This is a genomic window from Streptomyces sp. CB02009 (assembly GCF_001905825.1).
Taxonomy (GTDB): Bacteria; Actinomycetota; Actinomycetes; order Streptomycetales; family Streptomycetaceae; genus Streptomyces.
Window position 1 is genome coordinate 1,156,443 of sequence record NZ_LIVV01000001.1, and the last position, 19,799, is coordinate 1,176,241.

Annotated in this window: 20 protein-coding genes; 13 read left to right on the forward strand and 7 right to left on the reverse strand. The window is 71.3% G+C overall.

The genetic code is table 11. The features are described 5' to 3' along the window. Positions 1-40 precede the first annotated feature (40 nt). The gene (locus AMK27_RS05170) at positions 41-403 is read left to right on the forward strand and encodes a DoxX family protein (protein ID WP_073902792.1); all 363 of its coding nucleotides are present in this window, start codon (positions 41-43) and stop codon (positions 401-403) included. Between the two features lie 69 nt (positions 404-472). Here the strand turns inward: AMK27_RS05170 and AMK27_RS05175 are convergent, their stop codons facing one another. Continuing rightward, positions 473-1,153 carry a DUF4230 domain-containing protein gene (locus AMK27_RS05175; RefSeq protein ID WP_073902793.1) on the reverse strand — a complete coding sequence of 227 codons (681 nt, stop codon included), beginning with the start codon at positions 1,151-1,153 and terminating at the stop codon, positions 473-475. A gap of 501 nt (positions 1,154-1,654) precedes the next feature. On the opposite strand from AMK27_RS05175, the gene AMK27_RS41650 reads away from it, so the two are divergent. After that, entirely contained in the window at positions 1,655-2,125 is a 471-nt protein-coding gene (locus AMK27_RS41650) for a VanZ family protein (RefSeq protein WP_445194832.1), read from the forward strand. A gap of 177 nt (positions 2,126-2,302) precedes the next feature. Here AMK27_RS41650 and AMK27_RS05185 read toward each other — a convergent pair whose 3' ends face one another. Beyond that, entirely contained in the window at positions 2,303-3,175 is an 873-nt protein-coding gene (locus tag AMK27_RS05185) for a LysR family transcriptional regulator (protein ID WP_073902796.1), read from the reverse strand. 165 nt (positions 3,176-3,340) lie between these two features. Here AMK27_RS05185 and AMK27_RS05190 point away from each other — a divergent pair, with 165 nt between their 5' ends. Beyond that, entirely contained in the window at positions 3,341-3,865 is a 525-nt protein-coding gene (locus AMK27_RS05190) for a cupin domain-containing protein (protein WP_073902799.1), read from the forward strand. On the opposite strand, the gene AMK27_RS05195 is transcribed toward AMK27_RS05190, so the two are convergent. Beyond that, the gene (locus AMK27_RS05195; RefSeq protein ID WP_073902802.1) at positions 3,853-5,049 is read right to left on the reverse strand and encodes a PP2C family protein-serine/threonine phosphatase; all 1,197 of its coding nucleotides are present in this window, start codon (positions 5,047-5,049) and stop codon (positions 3,853-3,855) included. The genes AMK27_RS05190 and AMK27_RS05195 overlap by 13 nt on opposite strands. Before the next feature lie 354 nt (positions 5,050-5,403). Between AMK27_RS05195 and AMK27_RS05200 the strand changes: the two genes are divergently transcribed. Both AMK27_RS05200 and AMK27_RS05205 read left to right on the forward strand, forming a co-directional pair. After that, positions 5,404-5,760 carry a PRC-barrel domain-containing protein gene (locus AMK27_RS05200; protein ID WP_073902805.1) on the forward strand — a complete coding sequence of 119 codons (357 nt, stop codon included), beginning with the start codon at positions 5,404-5,406 and terminating at the stop codon, positions 5,758-5,760. A gap of 48 nt (positions 5,761-5,808) precedes the next feature. Then, on the forward strand, positions 5,809-6,246 hold the full coding sequence (locus tag AMK27_RS05205; RefSeq protein WP_073902807.1) for a glutaredoxin domain-containing protein: 438 nt from the start codon (positions 5,809-5,811) through the stop codon (positions 6,244-6,246). A 58-nt stretch (positions 6,247-6,304) separates the two neighbouring features. Here the strand turns inward: AMK27_RS05205 and AMK27_RS05210 are convergent, their stop codons facing one another. Next, entirely contained in the window at positions 6,305-6,808 is a 504-nt protein-coding gene (locus tag AMK27_RS05210; protein WP_073902810.1) for a hemerythrin domain-containing protein, read from the reverse strand. Next, positions 6,805-7,752 carry a YihY/virulence factor BrkB family protein gene (locus tag AMK27_RS05215; RefSeq protein ID WP_079188195.1) on the reverse strand — a complete coding sequence of 316 codons (948 nt, stop codon included), beginning with the start codon at positions 7,750-7,752 and terminating at the stop codon, positions 6,805-6,807. The genes AMK27_RS05210 and AMK27_RS05215 overlap by 4 nt, the downstream gene beginning before the upstream one ends. Positions 7,753-7,898: 146 nt before the next feature. Here AMK27_RS05215 and AMK27_RS42280 point away from each other — a divergent pair, with 146 nt between their 5' ends. After that, positions 7,899-8,261 (forward strand): hypothetical protein, encoded by a 363-nt coding sequence (locus tag AMK27_RS42280; RefSeq protein WP_143204810.1) that lies wholly within the window; start codon positions 7,899-7,901, stop codon positions 8,259-8,261. A gap of 111 nt (positions 8,262-8,372) precedes the next feature. Here AMK27_RS42280 and AMK27_RS05220 read toward each other — a convergent pair whose 3' ends face one another. Then, on the reverse strand, positions 8,373-8,585 hold the full coding sequence (locus tag AMK27_RS05220) for a hypothetical protein (protein ID WP_073902815.1): 213 nt from the start codon (positions 8,583-8,585) through the stop codon (positions 8,373-8,375). A gap of 273 nt (positions 8,586-8,858) precedes the next feature. Continuing rightward, on the reverse strand, positions 8,859-9,863 hold the full coding sequence (locus tag AMK27_RS05225; RefSeq protein WP_073902817.1) for a GAF domain-containing protein: 1,005 nt from the start codon (positions 9,861-9,863) through the stop codon (positions 8,859-8,861). 563 nt (positions 9,864-10,426) lie between these two features. Here AMK27_RS05225 and AMK27_RS05230 point away from each other — a divergent pair. The 7 genes from AMK27_RS05230 to AMK27_RS05260 all read left to right on the forward strand — a co-directional run bounded on the left by AMK27_RS05230 (position 10,427) and on the right by AMK27_RS05260 (position 19,633). After that, positions 10,427-12,388, forward strand: coding sequence for a beta-ketoacyl synthase N-terminal-like domain-containing protein (locus AMK27_RS05230; RefSeq protein ID WP_073902820.1), 1,962 nt, complete (start codon positions 10,427-10,429; stop codon positions 12,386-12,388). Beyond that, positions 12,385-13,917 (forward strand): amino acid adenylation domain-containing protein, encoded by a 1,533-nt coding sequence (locus AMK27_RS05235; RefSeq protein WP_073902822.1) that lies wholly within the window; start codon positions 12,385-12,387, stop codon positions 13,915-13,917. Before AMK27_RS05230 ends, AMK27_RS05235 begins: the two co-directional genes overlap by 4 nt. A gap of 84 nt (positions 13,918-14,001) precedes the next feature. After that, on the forward strand, positions 14,002-15,186 hold the full coding sequence (locus AMK27_RS05240) for an FAD-dependent oxidoreductase (protein ID WP_073902825.1): 1,185 nt from the start codon (positions 14,002-14,004) through the stop codon (positions 15,184-15,186). Positions 15,187-15,408: 222 nt separating this feature from the next. After that, positions 15,409-18,228 (forward strand): sensor histidine kinase, encoded by a 2,820-nt coding sequence (locus AMK27_RS05245; protein ID WP_079188196.1) that lies wholly within the window; start codon positions 15,409-15,411, stop codon positions 18,226-18,228. 32 nt (positions 18,229-18,260) lie between these two features. Beyond that, on the forward strand, positions 18,261-18,692 hold the full coding sequence (locus tag AMK27_RS05250) for a roadblock/LC7 domain-containing protein (protein ID WP_079188197.1): 432 nt from the start codon (positions 18,261-18,263) through the stop codon (positions 18,690-18,692). Then, positions 18,685-19,056 carry a DUF742 domain-containing protein gene (locus AMK27_RS05255; RefSeq protein WP_073902830.1) on the forward strand — a complete coding sequence of 124 codons (372 nt, stop codon included), beginning with the start codon at positions 18,685-18,687 and terminating at the stop codon, positions 19,054-19,056. Before AMK27_RS05250 ends, AMK27_RS05255 begins: the two co-directional genes overlap by 8 nt. Next, positions 19,037-19,633: a GTP-binding protein gene (locus AMK27_RS05260; protein ID WP_073902833.1), complete on the forward strand. Its 597-nt coding sequence runs from the start codon at positions 19,037-19,039 to the stop codon at positions 19,631-19,633. Before AMK27_RS05255 ends, AMK27_RS05260 begins: the two co-directional genes overlap by 20 nt. The last annotated feature ends 166 nt before the right edge of the window (positions 19,634-19,799 follow it).

Below are 19,799 nucleotides of genomic sequence, written 5' to 3' on the forward strand. Positions count from 1 at the left end.
TCGACGGGCACCTGCCGCAGGTGACCGCGGAAGGAACATCATGCACATCGCGTACTGGATCACCGCCGGACTGCTCGCCCTCTTCTACCTCTACGCAGGCGCGGTGAAGGCCTTTCGGAGCAGAGATCGACTCCGCCCGATGATGGCCTGGGTCGATCGCATTCCCCTGCCTGCCGTCAGAGCACTGGGCGTGGTCGAGATACTCGGCGCGGTCGGGCTGATCCTGCCGCCTCTGACCGGCATCGCGCCCTGGCTGGCGATGGCCGCGGCCATCGGTTTCGTACTGCTGCAGGTCGGTGCGATCGCGGTGCATCTGACCGGCGAAGACCGTCGGATCGCACTCAACGTCGGGCTCATCGCCACTGCGGGAGTGGATGCCTGGCTGGCCACCATCTGGTGGTGAGGGTGTGGTCCACTCCGCGGCCTGTGCCGATCGGCACAGGCCGCGGAGTGTGGTCCGTGCCGATGCGGCTCATACGTAGGTGACCGTCACCCGTTCGAAGCCGAGGCCGCCCAGGAGCTTCTGCAGCATCTCGGTGGTGTTCCGCTCCGCACGCGACGTCAGGCCGGACTCGCGAGCCGCGTCGCTGATGCGCTGGGCGGCGAGGACGTTGACGGCCTGCTCGTTCGCGGGGTTGTCCGAGAAGAGATCGCCCAGCCGGTCCAGCAGACCACGCTGCTTCGACACGGCGTACGAGCGCTCGGGATCGAGCGAGGGAGCGGCCAGCTGGGCGTGCGGCAGGCGCAGGGTGGCCTCGGTCCGGCCGGCGTCGACGGTCACGGCGTCGTTCCCGAGGCCGCCCAGCTCGACGTACGCGCCGACGCTGCCGTTCGCCACGTAGAGGGTGCGGGTTCCGCGGATCGAGTCCGGCAGGAACCGCGCGTCGTGCTCCAGGTCGACCACGACCTGGTAGGTCCCGGCTGCGCCCTCGTACCGGCTCAGGTCCTGGACGGACTGCAGGACGGCGGGACCGGAGCGGTCCTTCACCTCCGTCCCGAAGACGTCGAGACCGGGGAGCTTGAAGAACTGGCCGATCAGCATGAGGGCGACGGCGAGCACGAGCAGTGCGCCGATGACGAGACGCCACCGTCCTCGGGGTCGTCTCGACGTCCGTTGGGGCGGCGAAGGTCTGTTCTCGGTGTCTTCTCCCATGCTCGCCTGGTGCCCGCGTCGACGCCTCTCATTCCCAACTGGGCTCACAGTGCTACGGGTTGACGCTCCTGAGGCAGGTGTTCCCGGCGGGATGGCATCGATACAACCGCACGGCATGCCGCCACCTGGACGGGGTACGCGGGTGTCTGTTCGCACGTGGTTGTTCAGGGGAGGAAGAGGCACATGATCGATTGGAGAGCGTCGTTGAGCCGGGCCGGAGCGGTGACAGGCAGGACGGCTGCGCCCGTCGAGAAGAAGCCGGCCGGGACCGGGGCGGGTCGGAGCGCCGGGGGAGGTGCCGAGCCGGCCGGTACGAGCGTGGGTGAGGCCGAGTCGGGGTCCCGAGCGTCGAAGACCAAAGCGAAGGTGAAGGCGAAGGCAGGGCTAGGGACTGGTGCCGGTGCCGGTGCCGGAGCAGAGCCCGAGGCCAAGACGAAGCCCTCAGAGCCTGAGGCGAAGGCGGCACCCCCCGTCCGCCGAGGTCCGGGGCGGTTCGTCCGGGTGCTGGTGACCCTTGTCGCCCTCGCGGGCATGGTGGGGTTCGCCGTGGTCCTGGCCCGGCTCACCCTGGAGGCCTCGCCCGCGTCCGTATCCCTCACCCACAGCAATCTGACACCGGGTCGATCGATCGAGAACTACCTCAATCAGCCCGGCTTCGTGGACACCGTCAAGCAGCTCGGGGGAAACATCGCCCTCGGTGTTCCCTTCGGGATCCTGCTGCCGCTCCTGTCCCTCAAGGCGCGCGGATTCCTTCGAGTCGCGCTGATCACCGCGGCCACCATGCTGCTGGTGGAACTGGTGCAGGGCGCGCTCGTCACGGGACGGGCCTTCGACGTCGACGACGTCCTCCTCAACACCACGGGAGCGCTCCTCGGATACGTGTTCCTCGGCCGGCGGCTGGGGCGCATCGTCCGCCCTCGCACCCAACCCCACTGGTGGCAGCGGCGGCGTCTCAGTGACTCGTCTCAGTGACTCGTCTCAGTGACTCGTCCCACTGACGTCGGTGCGTGGCGGCACGGCCCCGGAGCGACCGCGGGTGCCGGCCGACCCGGCTCCGGAGCGGCTGAGGGCACCCGCCGACCCGACTCCGGAGCGACCGCGGGCACCCGCCGAACCAATGCCTGAGCCCGCCGGACCTGAAGCGGTCCATCAGGCGTCATGGAGCGACCGCAGCAGATGGCGCAGGGCAGGGCCTGGTGGACCCGGACGCGCTGCCAGGTACGTCGTGACGTCCAGCCCGGCGAGGGGACGCAGCGCCACCCGGGGGACCGGTGGCAGTCCCCGGACCTCGTAGAAGACGGTCCATGACGCTGTCGGGGCCGTACCGATCGCGGTGAGCGTCGCTTGCAGCCCGGTGAAGGGCGGTCCAGGAGGCGGCACCGCCCCGGCCGCTCGGCACGCACCGAGGATCAGGTCATGGAAGGGCGCGTTGTCCTCGCGCGGGGCGAGCCGCAGCGGCAGGGAAGTCAACTGGTCCAGTCGGAGCGCGGGTTCCGTGGCGAGAGGATGGTTCGCGGGCAGGGCCACGTGGAGCGGATCCCGCCACAGAGGCAGCAGCGTCAGTCCGGGGGCCGACCCCACCGCCCGTACCAACGCCGCTTCCAGTTCCCCCGAGCGCACCGCGGCCAGCCGTTCGGCCACGGGCAGGCTCCGCAGCCGTACCTGAAGCAGGGGTGCCCCGGCGGCGAGCGCGGCCAGGATGCGGTGGAGCCGATCCTCAGGGCCGTGGACGATGCCCAGACGCAGGATGCCGTCGTCGCCGGCCGCGATGTCGGCGGCCACCCGGGCCGTGCGGTCGGCGGCGGCAAGCACGGCGCGTGCCTCCGGCAGCATGCGTTCGCCCGCCGCGGAGAGCCGTACCCGCCGGGTCGTGCGGTCGAAGAGCACCATGCCCCAGGCGCGCTCCAGCCTGGCGATCTGCTGACTGACCGCCGACGGCACGATGCTGAGCCGCTCGGCGGCCCGGCCGAAGCCGCCCTCCTCCGCGACGGTCACGAAGTAGCGCAACTGCCTCAGCTCCATGCCACCCCCCTCCCGTACCTCGCGCCCTGTGGCCCTCGCCCCGCCGTGATCATTCGTCACGAACCATGAATTCTCCCTTCGGTAACCGCCGGTGGTTCACGGCTGCTTCCCGGGCTCGAATGGGATGCAGCGAACCGACCGACCGTGAGACGAGGAGAGACGGGCATGGGCGAGGACCGAGAAGCTCTGATCGTGCAGGCGGAAGAGGCCGAGCGGATCCCCCTTCCGCATGGCGGAGGCTTCGTCCTGCTGGCGGACGCGCGGGACACCGGCGGCGCGCTGGGGGCGAACCGCCTCACGCTCGGCCCGGGCGCCACCGGCGCCCGCCCCCACATCCACACCCGCTCGACCGAGCTGTTCCACGTGCTGGAGGGAGTCATGTGGTTCGACGTCGACGGCCGCACGACGACCGTCACTGCCGGCGGGCTCGTCTCGGTCCCGCCCGGGATGCCGCACTCGTTCGGGGCGGTCCCCGACACGACGGCGGAACTGCTGTCCGTCCTGGCCCCCGGCGTCGACCGCTTCGAGTACTTCCGCACCCTGGGGCGCATCCAGTACGGGCAGGAGGCCTTCGACGACCTCCTGCAGCACCAGGAACGCTACGACGTCCACTTTCTGCCGGACCCCCCGCCCGTCTCCGCGGCCCTCCCCCGAATCCCCCACCTCCCCCACCTCCCTCATCCGCGGTGAGCCGGTTCTCCCGACGTCGTGGGGTGCCACTCGATCAACAGGATCGTGGCGTCGTCGCGCAGCTTGTGGTCCTGGTGGTGCCGCAGGCTCTGGACCAGTCGGCGCAGGGCCTCGGGGGCCGGGTCGCCCGCGGCGGTGGCGCGGATGACCGTGTCGGCCAGCCGCTGTTCGCCGTAGAGGTCACCGTCGGGGGAGCGCGCTTCGGTGACGCCGTCGCTGTACATGAGGATCCGGTCGCCGGGCTGGAGGCGCTGCCGGTGCTCGGTGGGCGGCGACGCGAGGAGAAAGCCCCAGCCGAGCGGGAGGTCCGGCTCGCGTTCCAGGGCGTTGCGTACGACCCGGCCGGCGCGGATCAGCAGCGGTGCGGGGTGCCCGCAATTGATCCAGGTGAGGACCCCGCCTGCGGTGTCCAGATGGGCGACGACGGCCGTCATCAGCCGGTCGGTGAACCAGTCGGCCATGATCCGGTCGATCGAGGTGACGATGTCGGACAGGGAGCCGCCCGAGCGGCGGGTCGCGCGACAGGCGGCGAGCCCGGCGGCGCTGGCCCCGCCGGAGGCGAGATCGTGCCCCATGGAGTCGAGGACGGTCAGATGGAGTCCGTTGCCGTCCAGGGAGTGGTCGAAGGTGTCACCGCCGATGTCGTACGCGGGCTCGAGCACCGCCGAGGAGGTCGCCTCCGTGGTGCCGATCGTCCGAGGCGGCAGGAACGCCCACAAGAGCTCGGCCTGCACCGTCATCGCCCGCCACCGCTCGGCCTGTACCAGCAGATCGCTGTGGGAGGCCTGCGACACCAGGAGAAGGGCGGCCATGCCCGCGAGGGCCGCGCAGCCCTCCAGCAGGGCGGAGTCGAGGGCGGGCGCGGTGACCTTCAGTACGCCGAGACGCTCGGCTCCGTCGATCATCGGCAGCCAGGCGGTGGCACCGTCCCGCGACTGCTGCACCGTCTCCGTCCGGTACGCCAGGCCTGCCAGCGAGGTGTCGATGTCCAGGGTCCGCTGGTTCTCGGCCAGGGGCAGCGGCAGGGCGATGAGGCGGATCTGCTGCAGATCGGCCACGTACATGGCGCTGTCCGTCAGCCCCATGCTCCGTCCCGCGTCGTACACCGCGGTCGCGAGTTCGCGCCCGGACAGCAGGGGGGACCGGGCCAGCAGATCGGCAAGAACACCCTCGAAGGCCGCCACGCGATCTCCCTACGCCTCCGGACCTGCCTCGGGTGCCTTCAGGCTAGGCAGAGGCCGGTCGTGATCGCATCCTCCTCGGAGGGGGGCCGTCCGCGGTGGACGGCCCGCTCCGGCCGGTCGGCGGTGGACGGCCCCCTCCGAGCCGTGCGAGGTGGAAGATTCGGGGAGGAGGGCGGCCGTCGGGGGTACCGGGCAGCATGCACCGGATGCCGTGGAGCCCCGTCGGCAGCGGTGCCGCAATCGACGCGGCAATCGCCCCGCCAGGTGGTGGGCGCGGGTGGCCGGGAGCAGTGTGGGAGGTATCCACGGCCGCGGAGGTCCGGCCACGGGCTCGGACGACGGAGGACGCCCCCGATGATTCAGTCAGCCGACATCCGTGAGTGGCGGACCCAGGACGTGGTCGATCCCGACGGCCACAAGATCGGCACTCTCGAGGCGATCTACGTGGACACGAGTACGGACGAGCCCGCCATGGCGACCGTGGAGGTGGGGCTGCCGACCCGCCGCCGTCTGGTCTTCGTCCCGCTCGACGACGCGGTCGTGGGGCCCGGCTACGTCCGGGTCGCCTACGGGAAGGCGCTCGTGAAGGACTGCCCCTCGATGGGCACGGACGACATCCTTCCCGCGGAGGAGGAGCCCGCGGTGTTCCACCACTACGGTCTGGCCTACCAGCCCGGCGCCAACGGCGAGCGCCAGCTCGCACGGCGCTGACAACGGGCGTTGCCCGGGCACGTCAGGCGGGTCGATAGCCTGCACTTCATGATGCGTTTGTGGGCAGTGCCGATTCTGCTCGTGCTCTGCGGCTCGGCCGTCGCGACCGGACTCCTCCGCAACGGGCGCCCCGGCGAGGCGATGGCACTCCTCGTGTTGTTCCTGCTGCTCGCCGTGACGAACTCGCCTCTGATCTTCCCGAGGTCGATCGGCGCCCTGGAGGCGCAGCGCCGCAGCGCGGAGGACGGGCGGCCGATCGTCTTCTGGCGGCCGGGGTGCGTCTTCTGCCTGCGTCTGCGCGTCCGGCTGGGGCGCAGAGCCCGACGGATGTACTGGGTGGACATCTGGCGTGACGAGGAGGGCGCGGCGGTGGTGCGTGCGGCCAACGACGGCAACGAGACGGTGCCGACCGTCCTCATCGAGGGTCGGCCCCACGTCAACCCGGATCCCGCCTGGGTACGGGAGCAGCTCCGCCGTCCCGCCTGACGGTCCGGGCGTGGTTAGAGCCCGCGCCGCCCTCACCGTCAGGCGGGACGGCCTCGCCTCATCCGTCGATGATCTTGCGTACGTTCTCCGGGCTCCCGCAGTCCGACGCCAGCAGCTTCGCGCGCTCCTTCAGGAACGCGGCGGCCAGCTCCGCCCTGCGCTCGTCGGGGACGTTCTCCCTCGCCCCGTTGAGGATCGTCCGCTCCTCCTCGTCGAGGTGATGGGAGACCGCCTTCACCAGCTCCTCCAGCCGTTCGTCCCACGCGTCGGAGCCCACGTCCTCGACCTCGAGAAGGGCCAGGAGCGCCTTGTTCCCCTCGGTGTGCTCCTCCGTCCCGTGCTCCACCTCCTCGTCGTCGACGCCCCGGAACCGCTTGAGCGCGCCGTAGACCTCGGCCTCCTCGGCCTCGCCGTGCGCGATCAGCAGGGCCGAGAACTCCTTCAACGCGGCGGCGCGGTCGGCCTCGATGCTCCGCATCCGGCGGAAGAGGTCCTCCATGGTGCGGTGGTCCTTGAGAATCACCGCGACGACGTCCTGGTCCACCTTGCTGTCGGTGCTCATGCCGCTCTCCTCGCTCGACGTGCTCGTACGACGCGGCTGCCCCCGCCACGTGGCCCGAAACGGGGGCCTCGGGCGTTCGGGCCGGGCCCTTCGACCCGGCGCAGGTCGCGGGCGTCCCAGGCGCGGGTGTCGCGCGGCTCGGTGTACGGCTCCTCGTCCGACGGCATTCCGCCGAGCACGGCCCGCTGCCGCACCGCCTCTGCGTCGAACTCCAGGCCGAGGAGCAGGGCGAGGTTGCCGATCCACAGCCACACGAGGAAGACGATGACGCCGGCCATGGTGCCGTAGGTCCTGTTGTACGAGGCGAAGGCGCCCACGTAGAGCGCGAACCCGGCGGACGCCGCGGCCCACACCAACAGGGCGAGGACGCTGCCGGGAGTGATCCACAGGGGGAGCAGTTTCCACATCGGGCGGCCCTCGGGCATGTCGTAGACCTGGTTGGCCGCGCGCATGAACGCTCCGACGTATCCGGATGCCGACCACAGCGCGACCACCAACCCGACGACGGCCATGACCGAGCCCGTGGCGGCGTGGCCCTGCAACTGCTCCACCGCACGGCCCAGGACGTCGCGTGCGGGGCCGGGAGTCAGCTCGCGGACGGGGGCCAGGACCTTCTCGGTGGTCGACGTCCCGCCGAGACCGAGCAGGGACACGAGGACGAGCAGCGCGGGGAAGAAGGACAGAACGCCGTAGTACGTGAGGGCCGCCGCGCGGTCGGCCAGCTCGTCGTCCCCGAACTCCCGCACCGAGCCCTTGAGCACGGCGAGCCAGGACCGACGGGGAAGGTCCCGCGGATCGTCCGGTGCCCGTCGCTCCACTTCGGGCCCGGGGCCGACGTCCTCGGGGTCCGGTGTCCCGTGCGCCGGGGCCTCACCGGCCGGAGCCCGGCGTGCTGAGGCTCTCTCGGCGCGGCTGTCCTGCGCGGAGCGATTCGATTCGGCCATGCCCGCCCGGGATACCCCGGTGACGTGTCCCTACGCGCCTTCACGCGGCCTCGGAACGGTCAGTGAAAGTTCTGTGAACCGCGAGAACCGTCGGAGGTCGTGCCGCGAACCGTGTTTGCCCCGTCTGAGCCGGGCAGACGGACAGCATGAGTGCCAGCGAATCGAGCAAGGAAGACCCGTCCCGTCACGGCGGCTCGCACGCCGCCGGCCCGAAGGGGGCGGACCCCGAGTCGACGACGGTGAGCGGAACGCTCACCGCGCTCCCCGCCCCGATGGCGGAGAAGACCCTGGCGGCCATGCAGGCCGTACGGGGCACCGTCGGCCGGGGCGGCTGGATGTGGAGCGACCCGCATGCCCGCCTGGTCCTCGCAGGCGGCGCCACAGCAGGTACGGCGGCGGCTCTCACCGGGGCGTACGCGCTCGGGCTGAGGGCGGGACGTCGTCGTCGCGGTCTCCTGTCCCGGTTCACCGGGGGCTCGGGGTCGCGCGGTAGGCGGTCACACGGCTAGGACGGGACACCGGTAGGGGTGGGGGTGGCGCCTGCGTCTCCCCCACAGCCGGGCTGGGGGTGGGCGCCTACGACCTCCCCCCACTACCGGCCGTCCCCGTCCCCGGCGCCGTCAAGCCGCCTCGTACCGGTGGGGGCGGCTGCCTCGCCAGGTGACCCAGGCGGGATCGTCGAGCAGGTCCTGTGCCTCGGGAAGCCCGGCGCGACGGAGGAACTCGACGACGTCCTCGTCGCGGTGGGCCAGTCCTAGGATCTCGCCACGCACGGTGACCCGCCGGCCCCCGGTCGGGGAGGGCGCGTGGACGACTATCGGAGCGGTACCCATACGTCCAGGGTGCCTCCGACCGCTCCGGAACGCCGAGCGAGCCTGGAAGGACCGCGCAGCGGCGGAGCGGGCGACCTCGCACCCGGGCAGCATGCGGCCACATACCGGGGCAGCAAGCGGCCTCGCCCCCGGGCAAGCGACGGCCCCGCAGAACATTGGCTTGATCTAGCCGCTGAAAGGCCCGTTCCGGGTGCGAGGAGCCCCGCACCCGGAACCGCTAGCGGAACGTTCCTGTGCGGCTGCCTCGAACGGCTCCCGGCTGAGCGTCGGGACTCACCCGTGCTGGCCGGGGAAGGGCGCGGGGCCGCCGCCGGCGCCCAGGCGCTCGAACTGCTGCTGCACGTTGACGGAGAACGCGTGCGGGTCGGAGACCGTCGAGGCGTTCATGGCGACCGTCAGGATGCCGCTGATCGGGGCCCCGGGGGACGTGCGGACAGGAGTGCAGAGGAAGTCGAACTCCTGGTACCCGACGTGGTCGGCGGTCGGGAGCGAAGCCCGGTGCGTGATCGGCTGGCCGCTGTGGAAGGCGGTGTCCATGGCGTCGAAGACGCCGGCGCTCCGCAGGCCGGGCAGTTCCGAAGGACCGGGCAGGTACTGGCGGCCCATGCCGAAGACGACGGCCTGGCGGCCGTTGGCGTAGCGCATCAGATGGCGGGGGCCCTCGGTGAGCATGATGGGGAACGGAGCCCCGTCGAAGACGGCGAACAGCTCCTGCTGCTGCGCGAGGAGACTGTCCCGGAGCCGGAACTCCGACACCAGCGTCTGCGCGAGGTCGTGCATCAGCTCCTTGGTCTGCGGGTCCCAGGTACGCGGTGACGTGTCGGCCACACACAGGGTGCCGAGGATCATGCCGGTGTTGTCACGCAGGGGAGTGCCGAGGTAGGAGCGTACGCCCATGTCGTTGACCAGCGGATTGCCGGCGAAGCGCGGATAGTCGAGCACGTCGTCGAGAGCCAGCTGGGCTCCCTGCGCGACGACGTGGGGGCAGAACCCGTAGTCGCCGGGCGCCTCCCGCGCGACGGAGTTGCTCAGGTCGAAGGTGATGCCCGCATCGGCGCTCGTCACCTCGTCGGGGGAGGTGTCGGGGGCCCGAGGGACGTACATGCCCCGGAACATCTGCGTCTGGTCGTTGATGAAGTTGACCATGGCCAGCGGCGCTCCGGTCACGGTCGCCGCCACCTTGGCCACGCGATCGAAGGTGGCTTCCGCGTCTGCCGAGTTGAGGCCAAGGGCCTGCAGGCGCTGCCGCCGGGCCTCGCCACTTGTCTGGGGATCCATGAGATCACATGAAATCAGATCCACGGAACTGGTGGTCCGTCACCTCCCTGGATTTCGGGCCCGGTTGGGGGAGGCCAGAGGGTGATTCGCCATCCGTGGATGTCGAAGTGGGTGGATTTGACAGCGTGAGGCATGAAAACTGGCAGTATATCTGGAGAAAGAAGATGTTTCAACGAGTAGCGATCAATTCACGCCAACTGATCGCCGAAAGGCGGGGAATGGCGGCAAGGCATATGACAATCATGCGGGGTTGATCTAGGACGCGGGAGCACGTGGGCCGAGGAGACAGGCATGTGAGCGCACTGACCGGGGGCAGCCGGCCTGGTGGGGGCCGCTCGACCCCGTGGGGGGCACAACTCGTGGTGCCCGCAGGAGACGGAGCCCCGACCGGGCTCCACCCGCCACCCGCGAACGCCGCTCTGGCGACGTGCGGTTCGGTCCCCGGACTGGCCCACTCCCAGAACCGCAGGCCAACGCCTACTGTACTGCCCAGGCGCGGTCCGTTGAATTGAAGCTGCTTCGCACTGTACGTGCTGCGGTGAGGCATTGAGGGAGTTTTCTGAATGAACGGAGCGAACGCGGATGCGCGCTCAGTGGCGGTGGTCGGAATGGCCTGCCGACTTCCGGGAGCCGGAAACATCGACGAGTTCTGGCAGTTGCTGTGCAATCGGACGGATGCCACCGCGGATTCCTCGCCCGATCGCTACGACGCCGACTTCCTCGACTCACTGAAACCCGAACCCGGCACCCTGGGCAGCCGCCGTGCCGGATACGTGGACGGCCTGGCGGACTTCGACGCCGAGTTCTTCGGCATGTCCAGCAGCGACGCGGCCGAACTCGACCCCCAGCAGCGACTGCTGCTGATGACCGCCTGGGACGCCCTCGAAGAGGCCGGCTTGCGGCCCGATCGCCTGGCGGGAACCAGGACGGGCGTGTTCGTGGGAGCCACGCGAGCGGACTTCGTCGAACGCGCCTTCCGCCACGGCCCGCAGGCCATGACGGCCGTGCAGTACCTCAACTTCCGCTCGGTCATTCCCGCCCAGGTGTCGTACGCCTTCGACTTCCGCGGCCCGAGCATGCTCATCGACACGGCGTGCGCCTCCTCCCTCTACGCCGTGCACAGTGCCGTGCAGAGCCTGCGCGTGCGGGAGAGCTCCCTCGCGCTCGCCGCGGGTGTGAACCTGGTGCTGCGCCCCGACGAGGGCATCATGATGGGCCACGCCGGAACGCTGTCACCCGACGGCCGCAGCCGCTTCGGCGACGCCCGGGCGGACGGCCACGCCCCGAGCGACGGGGTCGGCGTCGTGGTCCTCAAGCGACTGGCGGACGCCCTCGCCGACGGGGACCGGGTGCACGCCGTCATCGCCGGGAGCGCGGTGGGCACGGACGGCCGCACCACCGACCAGCTCCTGAACCCCTCCCTCACGGGCCAACTTGACGTACTGCGCTGGGCGTACGAGGACGCGGACGTCGACCCGAGCGAGGTCGACTACGTCGAGGCCCACGGCACCGGCAGCCCCCTGCTCGACCCGCTGGAACTGCGAGCCCTCGGAGAGGTGCTGGGGGAGGGCCGCCCGGACCACAGGCCGCTCCTCGTGGGATCGGCGAAGTCGAACATCGGCCACGCGGAGGCCGCCGGCGGCATGGCCGGCCTGATCAAGACCGTGCTCTGCCTGCGGAACGGGCAGATACCGGCCAGTCTCCACGTCGACGAGCCGACCCCCGAAGTGGACTGGAAGAAGCTGCCGTTGCGGATACCGGTCGACCTCCACGACCTCCCGTCATCGGACCGCCCGGCACTCGCCGGTGTGTCCAGCCAGGGCGTGTCCGCACTCAACGCCCATGTGGTGCTGCGCCAGGCGGACCACGCACCCGGCCGCGCGAAGGAAGCCGCCCCGGGCACTCCGTACGTCCTGGCGCTCTCCGCCCGTTCCCCCGAGGCCCTGGCCGACCTCGCCGCCGCCTACGTCACCTACCTGGGGGCGGGCGGCCGGGGAGCCGCGTACGGTCTGCGCGACATCTGCTACAGCGCGACCGCCCGCCGCACCCACCACGTCCACCGGCTTGCGGTCGTCGGAGCCGGCCACGAGGAACTGGCGCTCGCCCTGGCCACCGGAAGGGCGCCGGGAGGCGGGCGCACCGGGGTCCCCGCGCCGCTGGCCGCCGCCACCGAGCAGTACCTGGCCGGCGAAGAGGTGGACTGGGAGGCCCTGTTCGACGAACCCGGGGCGGTCGTGCCGCTGCCCCGGTACCCCTGGCAGACCCGCAGATACTGGCCCGGCGAGGACCGGGGCACCGGCGCGGAGAGCGCCGCGGACTGGCTGCTGCGTGAGCACGCCCGTACCGACTTCGACGACGCCTCGCGCCTCTCCGACATAGGGATCGACTCCCTCGCCCGACTCCAGCTCATCGTCGAACTGAGCCAGCAGACGGGACAGGAGATCGACCCGGAGGAAGTCGGACGGCTCGGCACCGTGGGGGAGTTGCGCCTCTGGACCGACGCGCTCGTGGTCGGTGCGCGATGACCGACCCGCAGCACGTGTACGGCTGGTTCGCGCGCTCCGTCGAGCGGTACGGCGACGAGCGCGTCGCACTCGAAGTGGGCGGGCAGTCCCTGACGTACCGCCAACTGGACGACCTGGCCGCGGGCCACGCCGCGCAGATCCTCGCACGCACCGGATCGGGCCCCCGGCGCGTCGGGCTGCTGGCCGGCCGCACCGTCAGCGCCTACGCCGGCTATCTCGGCGCACTGCGCGCCGGCGCGACGGTCGTCCCCCTCAACCCCGAGCACCCGCCGTCCCGCACCGCCTCCATCATCGAAGCGGCAGGCCTCGACCTCGTGCTCACCGACACCCCGGGCGCCGCCGTCGTCCTGGGCGTGACCGAGCTGCTCCTCCAGCCCACAACCGCGCCCGGCCCGCCGCCGCCCGCCCCGTCGGACCTCCCCGAACCGGGCCCGGACGACATCGCGTACATCATCTTCACCTCAGGATCGACCGGCAGCCCCAAGGGCGTTCCGGTCCTCCACCGGAATCTCTGCGCCTATCTCGCCGTGATGGCCGGCCGCTACGGGATCGGGGCGGACAGCCGGATGTCGGCGGCCTTCGACCTGACCTTCGACGGTTCCGTGCACGACCTCTTCGTCGCCTGGGCGGCCGGCGGGACGCTGGTCGTGCCGAGCGCGGCCCAACTCCTGTCGCCGGTGGCGACGGTCAACAACCTGCGGCTGACCCACTGGTTCTCGGTGCCCTCGCTGATCTCCTTCGCGGAGCGCCTCGGCACGCTCAAGCCCGACAGCATGCCCACCCTCCGGTGGAGCGTCTTCGGCGGTGAGGCCCTCCCGCTCACCGCGGCCCGCGCCTGGCGGACCGCGGCGCCGCGGAGCGCGATCGAGGTGCTCTACGGGCCGACCGAGCTCACCATCTCCTGCACGGCCCACCGGCTTCCGGACGATCCCTCCGCATGGCCCACCACACCCAACGGGACCGCGCCGATCGGGCACTGCCATCCGGGCCTGGAGCACCTGGTCCTGGACGAGGACGGGCTTCCCGCAGACACCGGCGAGCTGCTGGTCCGCGGGCCGCAGCGGTTCCCCGGGTACCTGGACCCGACGCACGACGCGGGCCGCTTCCACCCTCCCGGCGACGGCGCCGACGCCTCCGCGGAAGAGGTGACCGCCGACCACTGGTACCGCACCGGAGACCGCGTCACCCTCCGGGACGGTGCCCTCGTGCACCTCGGCAGGACCGACCACCAGATCAAGGTACGCGGGCACCGCATCGAGCCGGGCGAGGTCGAGGCCGTACTGCGGGAACTGGACGGCGTCCGCGACGCGTACGTGCTCGCCGTGCCGGACGCCCAGGGCTCGCCCGAACTCCACGCGGTCGTGACCGGCGGCGCGTGCGATCCGCAGAAGCTGTTCGCGGAGCTCACCGACCGCCTCCCGCCCTACATGCGACCCCGCCGCATCTCGGTCCTCGAAAGCCTTCCCCTGAACGCCAACGGAAAGATCGACCACCGTGCGCTGTTGACAGAGCTGTCCCTCACACGCTGACCGGCACCGCGCAGGGCCCGGCCTCCCGGGGGAGGGGCCTGCCCGACGCGGTTCAACCCACCATCCCTATGAGGCAGCACCCACATGCTCGACGTCATCGTCGTCGGCGCACGCGTCGCCGGCTCCGCCACCGCCCTCCAGCTCGCCCGGGCGGGCCACCGCGTCCTGGTCCTCGACCGCGCCACGTTCCCCTCCGACACCCTCTCCACGCACCTCATCCACCAGCCGGGAGTGGCGGCACTGGCCCGGTGGGGCCTGCTCGACGAGCTGAAGGCCACCGGATGCCCGCCTCTGGAGCGCGTCGCGTACGAGGTCGCCGGCATCCGCCTGGAGGGCTGCGGCCGAGGCGTGGACGGCCAACGGGCCGCCTACGCTCCCCGCCGGCACGTCCTGGACCCCCTGCTCGCCGAAGCCGCGGCCAAGGCCGGCGCAGAGATACGACTGGGCTGCCGTGTGACGGGGCTGCTGCACGACACCACGGGCCGGGTCGTCGGTGTGGAGGGCACCCACGACGGGAAGGCCTTCCGCGAACACGCGCGCCTGGTCATCGGCGCGGACGGCATGCGGTCCACCGTCGCCGGCCTCACCGGAGCCCCGACCGTCGTCGAGCACCCCCGGCTGACCTGTGCGTACTACTCGTACTGGCAGGGCGTGCCGGCCGACCTCGAACTGTACGAGGCCCCCGACCGCTGGGTCGCCGCCGTCGCCACCCACCAGGCCACCCTGGTCCTGACGTACTTCCCCCAGTCCCGCTTCGAGGAGGTCCGCGCCGACGCGGAGCATCACCACCTCCAGCAGGTACGGGCCACCGCTCCCGCCCTGTACGAACGGCTGCAGGGCGCCACCCAGGTGGAGCGCCTGCGCGGCACCGGCGACCAGCAGAACTACTTCCGGCAGGCGGCGGGGCCCGGGTGGGCCCTGGTCGGCGACGCGGGACACCACAAGGACTCCATCACCGCGCGCGGCATCAGCGACGCCTTCCTCCAGGCCGAGCTGCTGGCCCGGCACGTCGGCGGACGGCTCGACGGCGATCCGGCCATTCTCGACGAGGGCCTCGCCCAGTACGGAAAGGAGAGGGACGCCGCGCTCCTCCCCGGCTACGAGGCGACCCTGGCGGTGGGACGTCTCGCCGAACAGCACCCGCAGCGACTGGCGTTGCTCCGTGCGATCCGACAGGATCCCGAACTCACCTCGGTCTACTTCGACATGGTCGCCGGCACCGCCACCATCAGCGACCTCTACACGCCGAAGTTGCTCGCGTTGCTGTGACCGGATTCAATCGGTGCCGACGCCCACCAACTCGCCCTGTCCATGAGTCCGTTGACCGGGTCCGATGGCGCCGGGCGAGGCGTACCGGTACCACGGACTCCTGATACGGTGCGCCTTGATCACTGCCGTGGTGCTCCTGCGTCAAGGCGCCACGCCGCAGGCGGTCAGGACCGCTGAGCATCATCTTCACTGTCGTCAGCTCGCTGCGAGGATTCCATTCAGATGTCAGGCACTAGCGACCCGAAGGCGCGGCACCGGCTTGTCCCGCGCAGGTCTCTCCGCACGCAGCTGATCATGCCGATCGTCGCCCCCGCCATCGCGCTCACCGGCCTCTGGGGCTACACGGCCGCCGGTCTGGCCGGCGAGCAGATCCAGCTGCAGGACGACGCGGAACGCACCGCCACGACCGGCGGCAGGACTCTGAACGTGGTGACCGCGCTGCAGCAGGAGCGGCGCCTCACCGCCCTGTGGCAGACGAGCCGCTCGGCCGCCGCGCGCGGCGCCCTGGACCAGGCCCGCACGAAGACCGACGCCGCGGTCGTGGAGTTCCGGGCCGGCCTGTCCTCCACGGACGGCTCGCTCGGCGCGGCGGCGAGGCGCCTCGGAAGCTCCCTGGACACGCTCACCGGCCGACGCGAGGCCGTCGACACCCGCACCATGTCCTCCGCCGACGCCTTCGGCCACCTCACCGACGTCATCCAGAGCGGTACCGACCTGATCGGCGCCGCGGTGCGCAGCGAGGACGGGCCGCTCGCCCAGGGAGGCAACGCCACCGCCACCCTGGTCCGACTCGTCGAGATGCTCTCGCGCGAGGACGCCCTGCTGTCCGCCGGCCTCCCTCAGGGCGGCATCTCCGCGGCCGACCACCAGCGATTCGGCCAATCCGTCGCCGCCCAGCGGGAGATACGGGCCTCGCTGGCGGGGGACCAGCTGCCCGCCGACGCCCGCACCCGATACGCGCAGATCGCCGCCGGCCCGCAGGCCACCTCCATCGCCTCCGTCGAGGACGCGGTCATCGCGGCACCGGCGGCACAGCTGCCCTCCTCGACGAAGGCCTGGAGCGACGACGCCGAGACCCTCGTCACCGACCTGCAGAAGGTCACCGCCGCCTCGCTGGACGAGCTGGCCGACGCGGCCTCCGACCGCGCGACCGGTCTGCTCATCGGCCTCATCGCCGGAACGACCCTCACCGCGGCCCTCCTCACGGCCGGCGCCGTCCTGGGTCTCAGGGCCCGCCGCTCCACCCTCGACGCGGTGGTCGAACTCCAGCGCCGGACCGAGGAGATGGCCCGCCAGTGGCCCCAGGCAGTCGCCCAGTCCGAGCGCGGCGAACCGCTCGCCCCCGTCGTCCCGACGTCGCCGCTGCTTGCCTCCGGTGAACTCCAGCTCCTGGGATCCGCGATCGAGGGACTCCGCCACACGGCCATCGACACCCTGCTCAGCCAGTCCCGAGGGCACGCGGGCGCCGAGAAGGTGCTCGGCCAGCTGACGCGACGCACCCAGACCCTGATCCACCGCCTCATCGCGCTCCTGGACGACCTGGAGCGCAAGCACGGCGACTCCGACCTCCTCAAAGACATCTTCAAGGTGGACCACCTCGCCACGCGCGTGCGACGGCACGCCGAGAACCTGGTGATCCTCGGCGACACGCCCCCCAGCCGCCGTATGACCGAGCCGGTGACCATCACCGACGTGATGCGCAGCGCCGTCGCCGAGACCGAGCACTACACGCGCGTCAAGGTCGAGAACCTCCCGGCGACGAAGCGGATAGCGCTGGCCGGGCGGGCCGTCGCCGACGTCACCCACCTGCTCGCCGAACTCGTGGAGAACGCCACCAACTTCTCCCCGCCCTACACCCAGGTCGTCGTCAGCGCGCTGCACGTCGCCGACGGCGTCGCCCTGCACGTCGAGGACCACGGCCTCGGCATCCCGGCGGACCAGCTCGCCCACGCCAACCACATCCTGGCCCATCCGCAGAAGCCCGACATGGCGGCCCTCGGCGCCGACCCGCGCCTCGGGCACTTCGTGGTCTCCCGGCTGGCCCAGCGGCACCGGATCCGGGTCGAACTGCGTCCCTCGGTCTACGGCGGCACCCTCGCCATCGTGTTCCTGCCGGTCCACATGCTGGAGGAGCTCGGCTCCCCGGTCATGGACCAGCTCAGGGCCGCCGCCCAGGTCTCCGTCAACGCGATCGACGCCGGCACGGTCCCGCAGCCCGGGGACGCCCCCTCCTTCGGATCCGCGACCTCCGCGCTCCCCGAACCGACGCCGCTCACCCGGCCGTCGGACGGGCCGCCCGGCCTGGTCGGCGTTCCCGGCAGGCGGGACGAGCACGACCTCGCCGCGGACGCCCAGGACATCGGCGGAGCCCCCGTCGCCCCTCCGCAGGAGACGCACAGCCGCGTCCCGGACTACAGCGGATTCCCCACGTACGGCGGCGCCGGACTCGTCTCCCCGCACCACCAGGACGGCGCCGAGTCCCTCGACACGCGCCAGCGGCCGGTGAGCCCCGAACCCCCTCGGGCCGCACCCGTTCCCCGCCAGGCGCCCGCCGCCGGCCCCCCGGCCGCCGGCCCCGTCCCACCGATGCCCACCGGCCGCCCCCTGCCGGACGCACCGGTCCCGCCCATGCCCGCAGGCCGACCCATGGCGAACGCACCGGCCCCTTCGGCCCCCACCGGCCGCCCCATGGCCGACGCGTCCCTCCCGCCGGCGCCCCGCGCCGCCGAGAACCCGTACAGAATGCCGGGCGCCGAGAGCCCGTACGGAACGCCGGGCGCTGAGAGTCCGTACGGAACGCCGGGCGGTGACAGGCCGAACCTCGGGCAACCCGCCACACTGCCCCAGCGCACGCGCGGGTCCAGCCTTGCCGTACAGCTGCGCCGTGAGGCGGCGGAGGCCGGCACCCGTCTCGAGAACGAGGGCGCCGGGCCGACCTCGCCCGAAGCGTCGGCCCGCATCATCGCCGCCATCCGACGCGGGATGGACCAGGCCACCGGAACCCACAGCGCTCCACCCCACGACGGTGGACGGGCGTACTGACCATGGGACCCAACGAACTGCGAAGGAATGCAATGACTGAAGTGGCCACCAGCAGGCAGCTGGACTGGGTCCTGGACGATCTCGTGGGCCGTATACCGGAGATCCGCTGCGCCATCGTGCTGTCGGGAGACGGTCTCCTCATCGGGAAGTCGCACGACCTGGGCCGCGACGACGGCGAGCGCCTCTCGGCCCTGGCGTCCGGCATGCACAGCCTCGCCCGGGGCACGGCGCAGTACTTCCGCGGCGGCGCGGTCCAGCAGACCGTCATCCAGATGGAGCACGCGTTCCTGTTCATCACCGCTGCCGGGCAGGGCGCGCGTCTGGCGGCCCTCGCCTCGCAGGAGGTTGACGCGGGCATGATGGCCTACGAGATGGGAACGCTCGTCAAGCAGGTCGGAGCGTACCTGAGTGCCGCGCCGCGCATCCCAGGCCACCACACCGTCGCACACAGCCAGGATGCCTGAGCCGCGCGAGCTCGACGGGGCGATTGCCGGACGCCACCTCCGGCCCTACACCATCACTGGTGGTCGTACCCGACACAACCACTACCACTTCACGCTGATCACTCTGGTGGTCACACGATCGCCCGACGTCGACCATCCCCACCTGACGCCGGAGGCGGCGCAGATCCTGGAGCTGTGCCGCCACAGGGCCATAGCGATCGCGGAGATCGCCGCCCATCTGGATCTCCCCGTAAGCGTCGTCAAAGTCCTCTGCGGTGATCTCCTCGCGGACGAGAAGATCATCGTGCAGGCGCCACCCTCACAGTCCGACAGACCGAGCGTGGAACTCATCGAAAGGGTTATCGATGGCATCCGCCAGCTCTGAACAGATCCATCTCCCCACGGCCGTGAAGATCCTCGTCGCGGGTGGATTCGGTGTCGGCAAGACGACGATGGTGGGATCGGTGAGTGAGATCGCGCCGTTGGAGACGGAGGAGCGACTCACCCAGGCCGGCCAGAACATCGACAGTCTCGACGGGGTGGAGGGCAAGACGTCCACCACGGTCGCCATGGACTTCGGCCGCATCACGATCAGCCCGGAACTCGTGCTGTACCTCTTCGGCACACCGGGCCAGGAACGCTTCTGGTTCATGTGGGACGAGATCGCCCACGGCACGCTCGGCGCGCTCGTCCTCGCGGACACCCGCCGTCTGGAAGCCTCGTTCGGCTCGATCGACTTCTTCGAGGAACGCGGCATCCCCTTCGCGGTCGGTGTGAACTGCTTCAACGGAGAACGGGCCTGGACCACGGAACAGGTGCGCTCCGCCCTCGACCTCGACCCTGTCGTCCCGGTGGTCCTGTGCGACGTCCGCACCCGCGAGTCCAGCAAGGAAGTCCTCCTCGCCGTCCTGGAAGCCGCCCACCGCAAGGCGTCCCCGCAGTACACGACCACCTCGCCGTGACGGACCGGCAGGACGCCGGACGGCCACACCTTGCCGCACGTGCCGAGCCCGGACGACGACGTCCCTCGGCATTCCGAGTGACCGGAGCAGCGCGGGGCTCCGCGACAGGACGCTGAGCCCGCGCGGATCCACAGACACCCGATTGCCGTGCCCGGCCCTGAGTCGT

Excerpts from the sequence above, each read along its gene's own strand:
- AMK27_RS05170 (WP_073902792.1), top strand. The coding sequence starts at position 41 with ATGCACATCGCGTACTGGATCACCGCCGGACTGCTCGCCCTCTTCTAC.
- AMK27_RS05175 (WP_073902793.1), bottom strand. The coding sequence starts at position 1,153 with ATGGGAGAAGACACCGAGAACAGACCTTCGCCGCCCCAACGGACGTCG.
- AMK27_RS05185 (WP_073902796.1), bottom strand. The coding sequence starts at position 3,175 with ATGGAGCTGAGGCAGTTGCGCTACTTCGTGACCGTCGCGGAGGAGGGC.
- AMK27_RS05190 (WP_073902799.1), top strand. The coding sequence starts at position 3,341 with ATGGGCGAGGACCGAGAAGCTCTGATCGTGCAGGCGGAAGAGGCCGAG.
- AMK27_RS05200 (WP_073902805.1), top strand. The coding sequence starts at position 5,404 with ATGATTCAGTCAGCCGACATCCGTGAGTGGCGGACCCAGGACGTGGTC.
- AMK27_RS05205 (WP_073902807.1), top strand. The coding sequence starts at position 5,809 with ATGATGCGTTTGTGGGCAGTGCCGATTCTGCTCGTGCTCTGCGGCTCG.
- AMK27_RS05210 (WP_073902810.1), bottom strand. The coding sequence starts at position 6,808 with ATGAGCACCGACAGCAAGGTGGACCAGGACGTCGTCGCGGTGATTCTC.
- AMK27_RS05215 (WP_079188195.1), bottom strand. The coding sequence starts at position 7,752 with ATGGCCGAATCGAATCGCTCCGCGCAGGACAGCCGCGCCGAGAGAGCC.
- AMK27_RS42280 (WP_143204810.1), top strand. The coding sequence starts at position 7,899 with ATGAGTGCCAGCGAATCGAGCAAGGAAGACCCGTCCCGTCACGGCGGC.
- AMK27_RS05220 (WP_073902815.1), bottom strand. The coding sequence starts at position 8,585 with ATGGGTACCGCTCCGATAGTCGTCCACGCGCCCTCCCCGACCGGGGGC.
- AMK27_RS05225 (WP_073902817.1), bottom strand. The coding sequence starts at position 9,863 with ATGGATCCCCAGACAAGTGGCGAGGCCCGGCGGCAGCGCCTGCAGGCC.
- AMK27_RS05230 (WP_073902820.1), top strand. The coding sequence starts at position 10,427 with ATGAACGGAGCGAACGCGGATGCGCGCTCAGTGGCGGTGGTCGGAATG.
- AMK27_RS05235 (WP_073902822.1), top strand. The coding sequence starts at position 12,385 with ATGACCGACCCGCAGCACGTGTACGGCTGGTTCGCGCGCTCCGTCGAG.
- AMK27_RS05240 (WP_073902825.1), top strand. The coding sequence starts at position 14,002 with ATGCTCGACGTCATCGTCGTCGGCGCACGCGTCGCCGGCTCCGCCACC.
- AMK27_RS05245 (WP_079188196.1), top strand. The coding sequence starts at position 15,409 with ATGTCAGGCACTAGCGACCCGAAGGCGCGGCACCGGCTTGTCCCGCGC.
- AMK27_RS05250 (WP_079188197.1), top strand. The coding sequence starts at position 18,261 with ATGACTGAAGTGGCCACCAGCAGGCAGCTGGACTGGGTCCTGGACGAT.
- AMK27_RS05255 (WP_073902830.1), top strand. The coding sequence starts at position 18,685 with ATGCCTGAGCCGCGCGAGCTCGACGGGGCGATTGCCGGACGCCACCTC.
- AMK27_RS05260 (WP_073902833.1), top strand. The coding sequence starts at position 19,037 with ATGGCATCCGCCAGCTCTGAACAGATCCATCTCCCCACGGCCGTGAAG.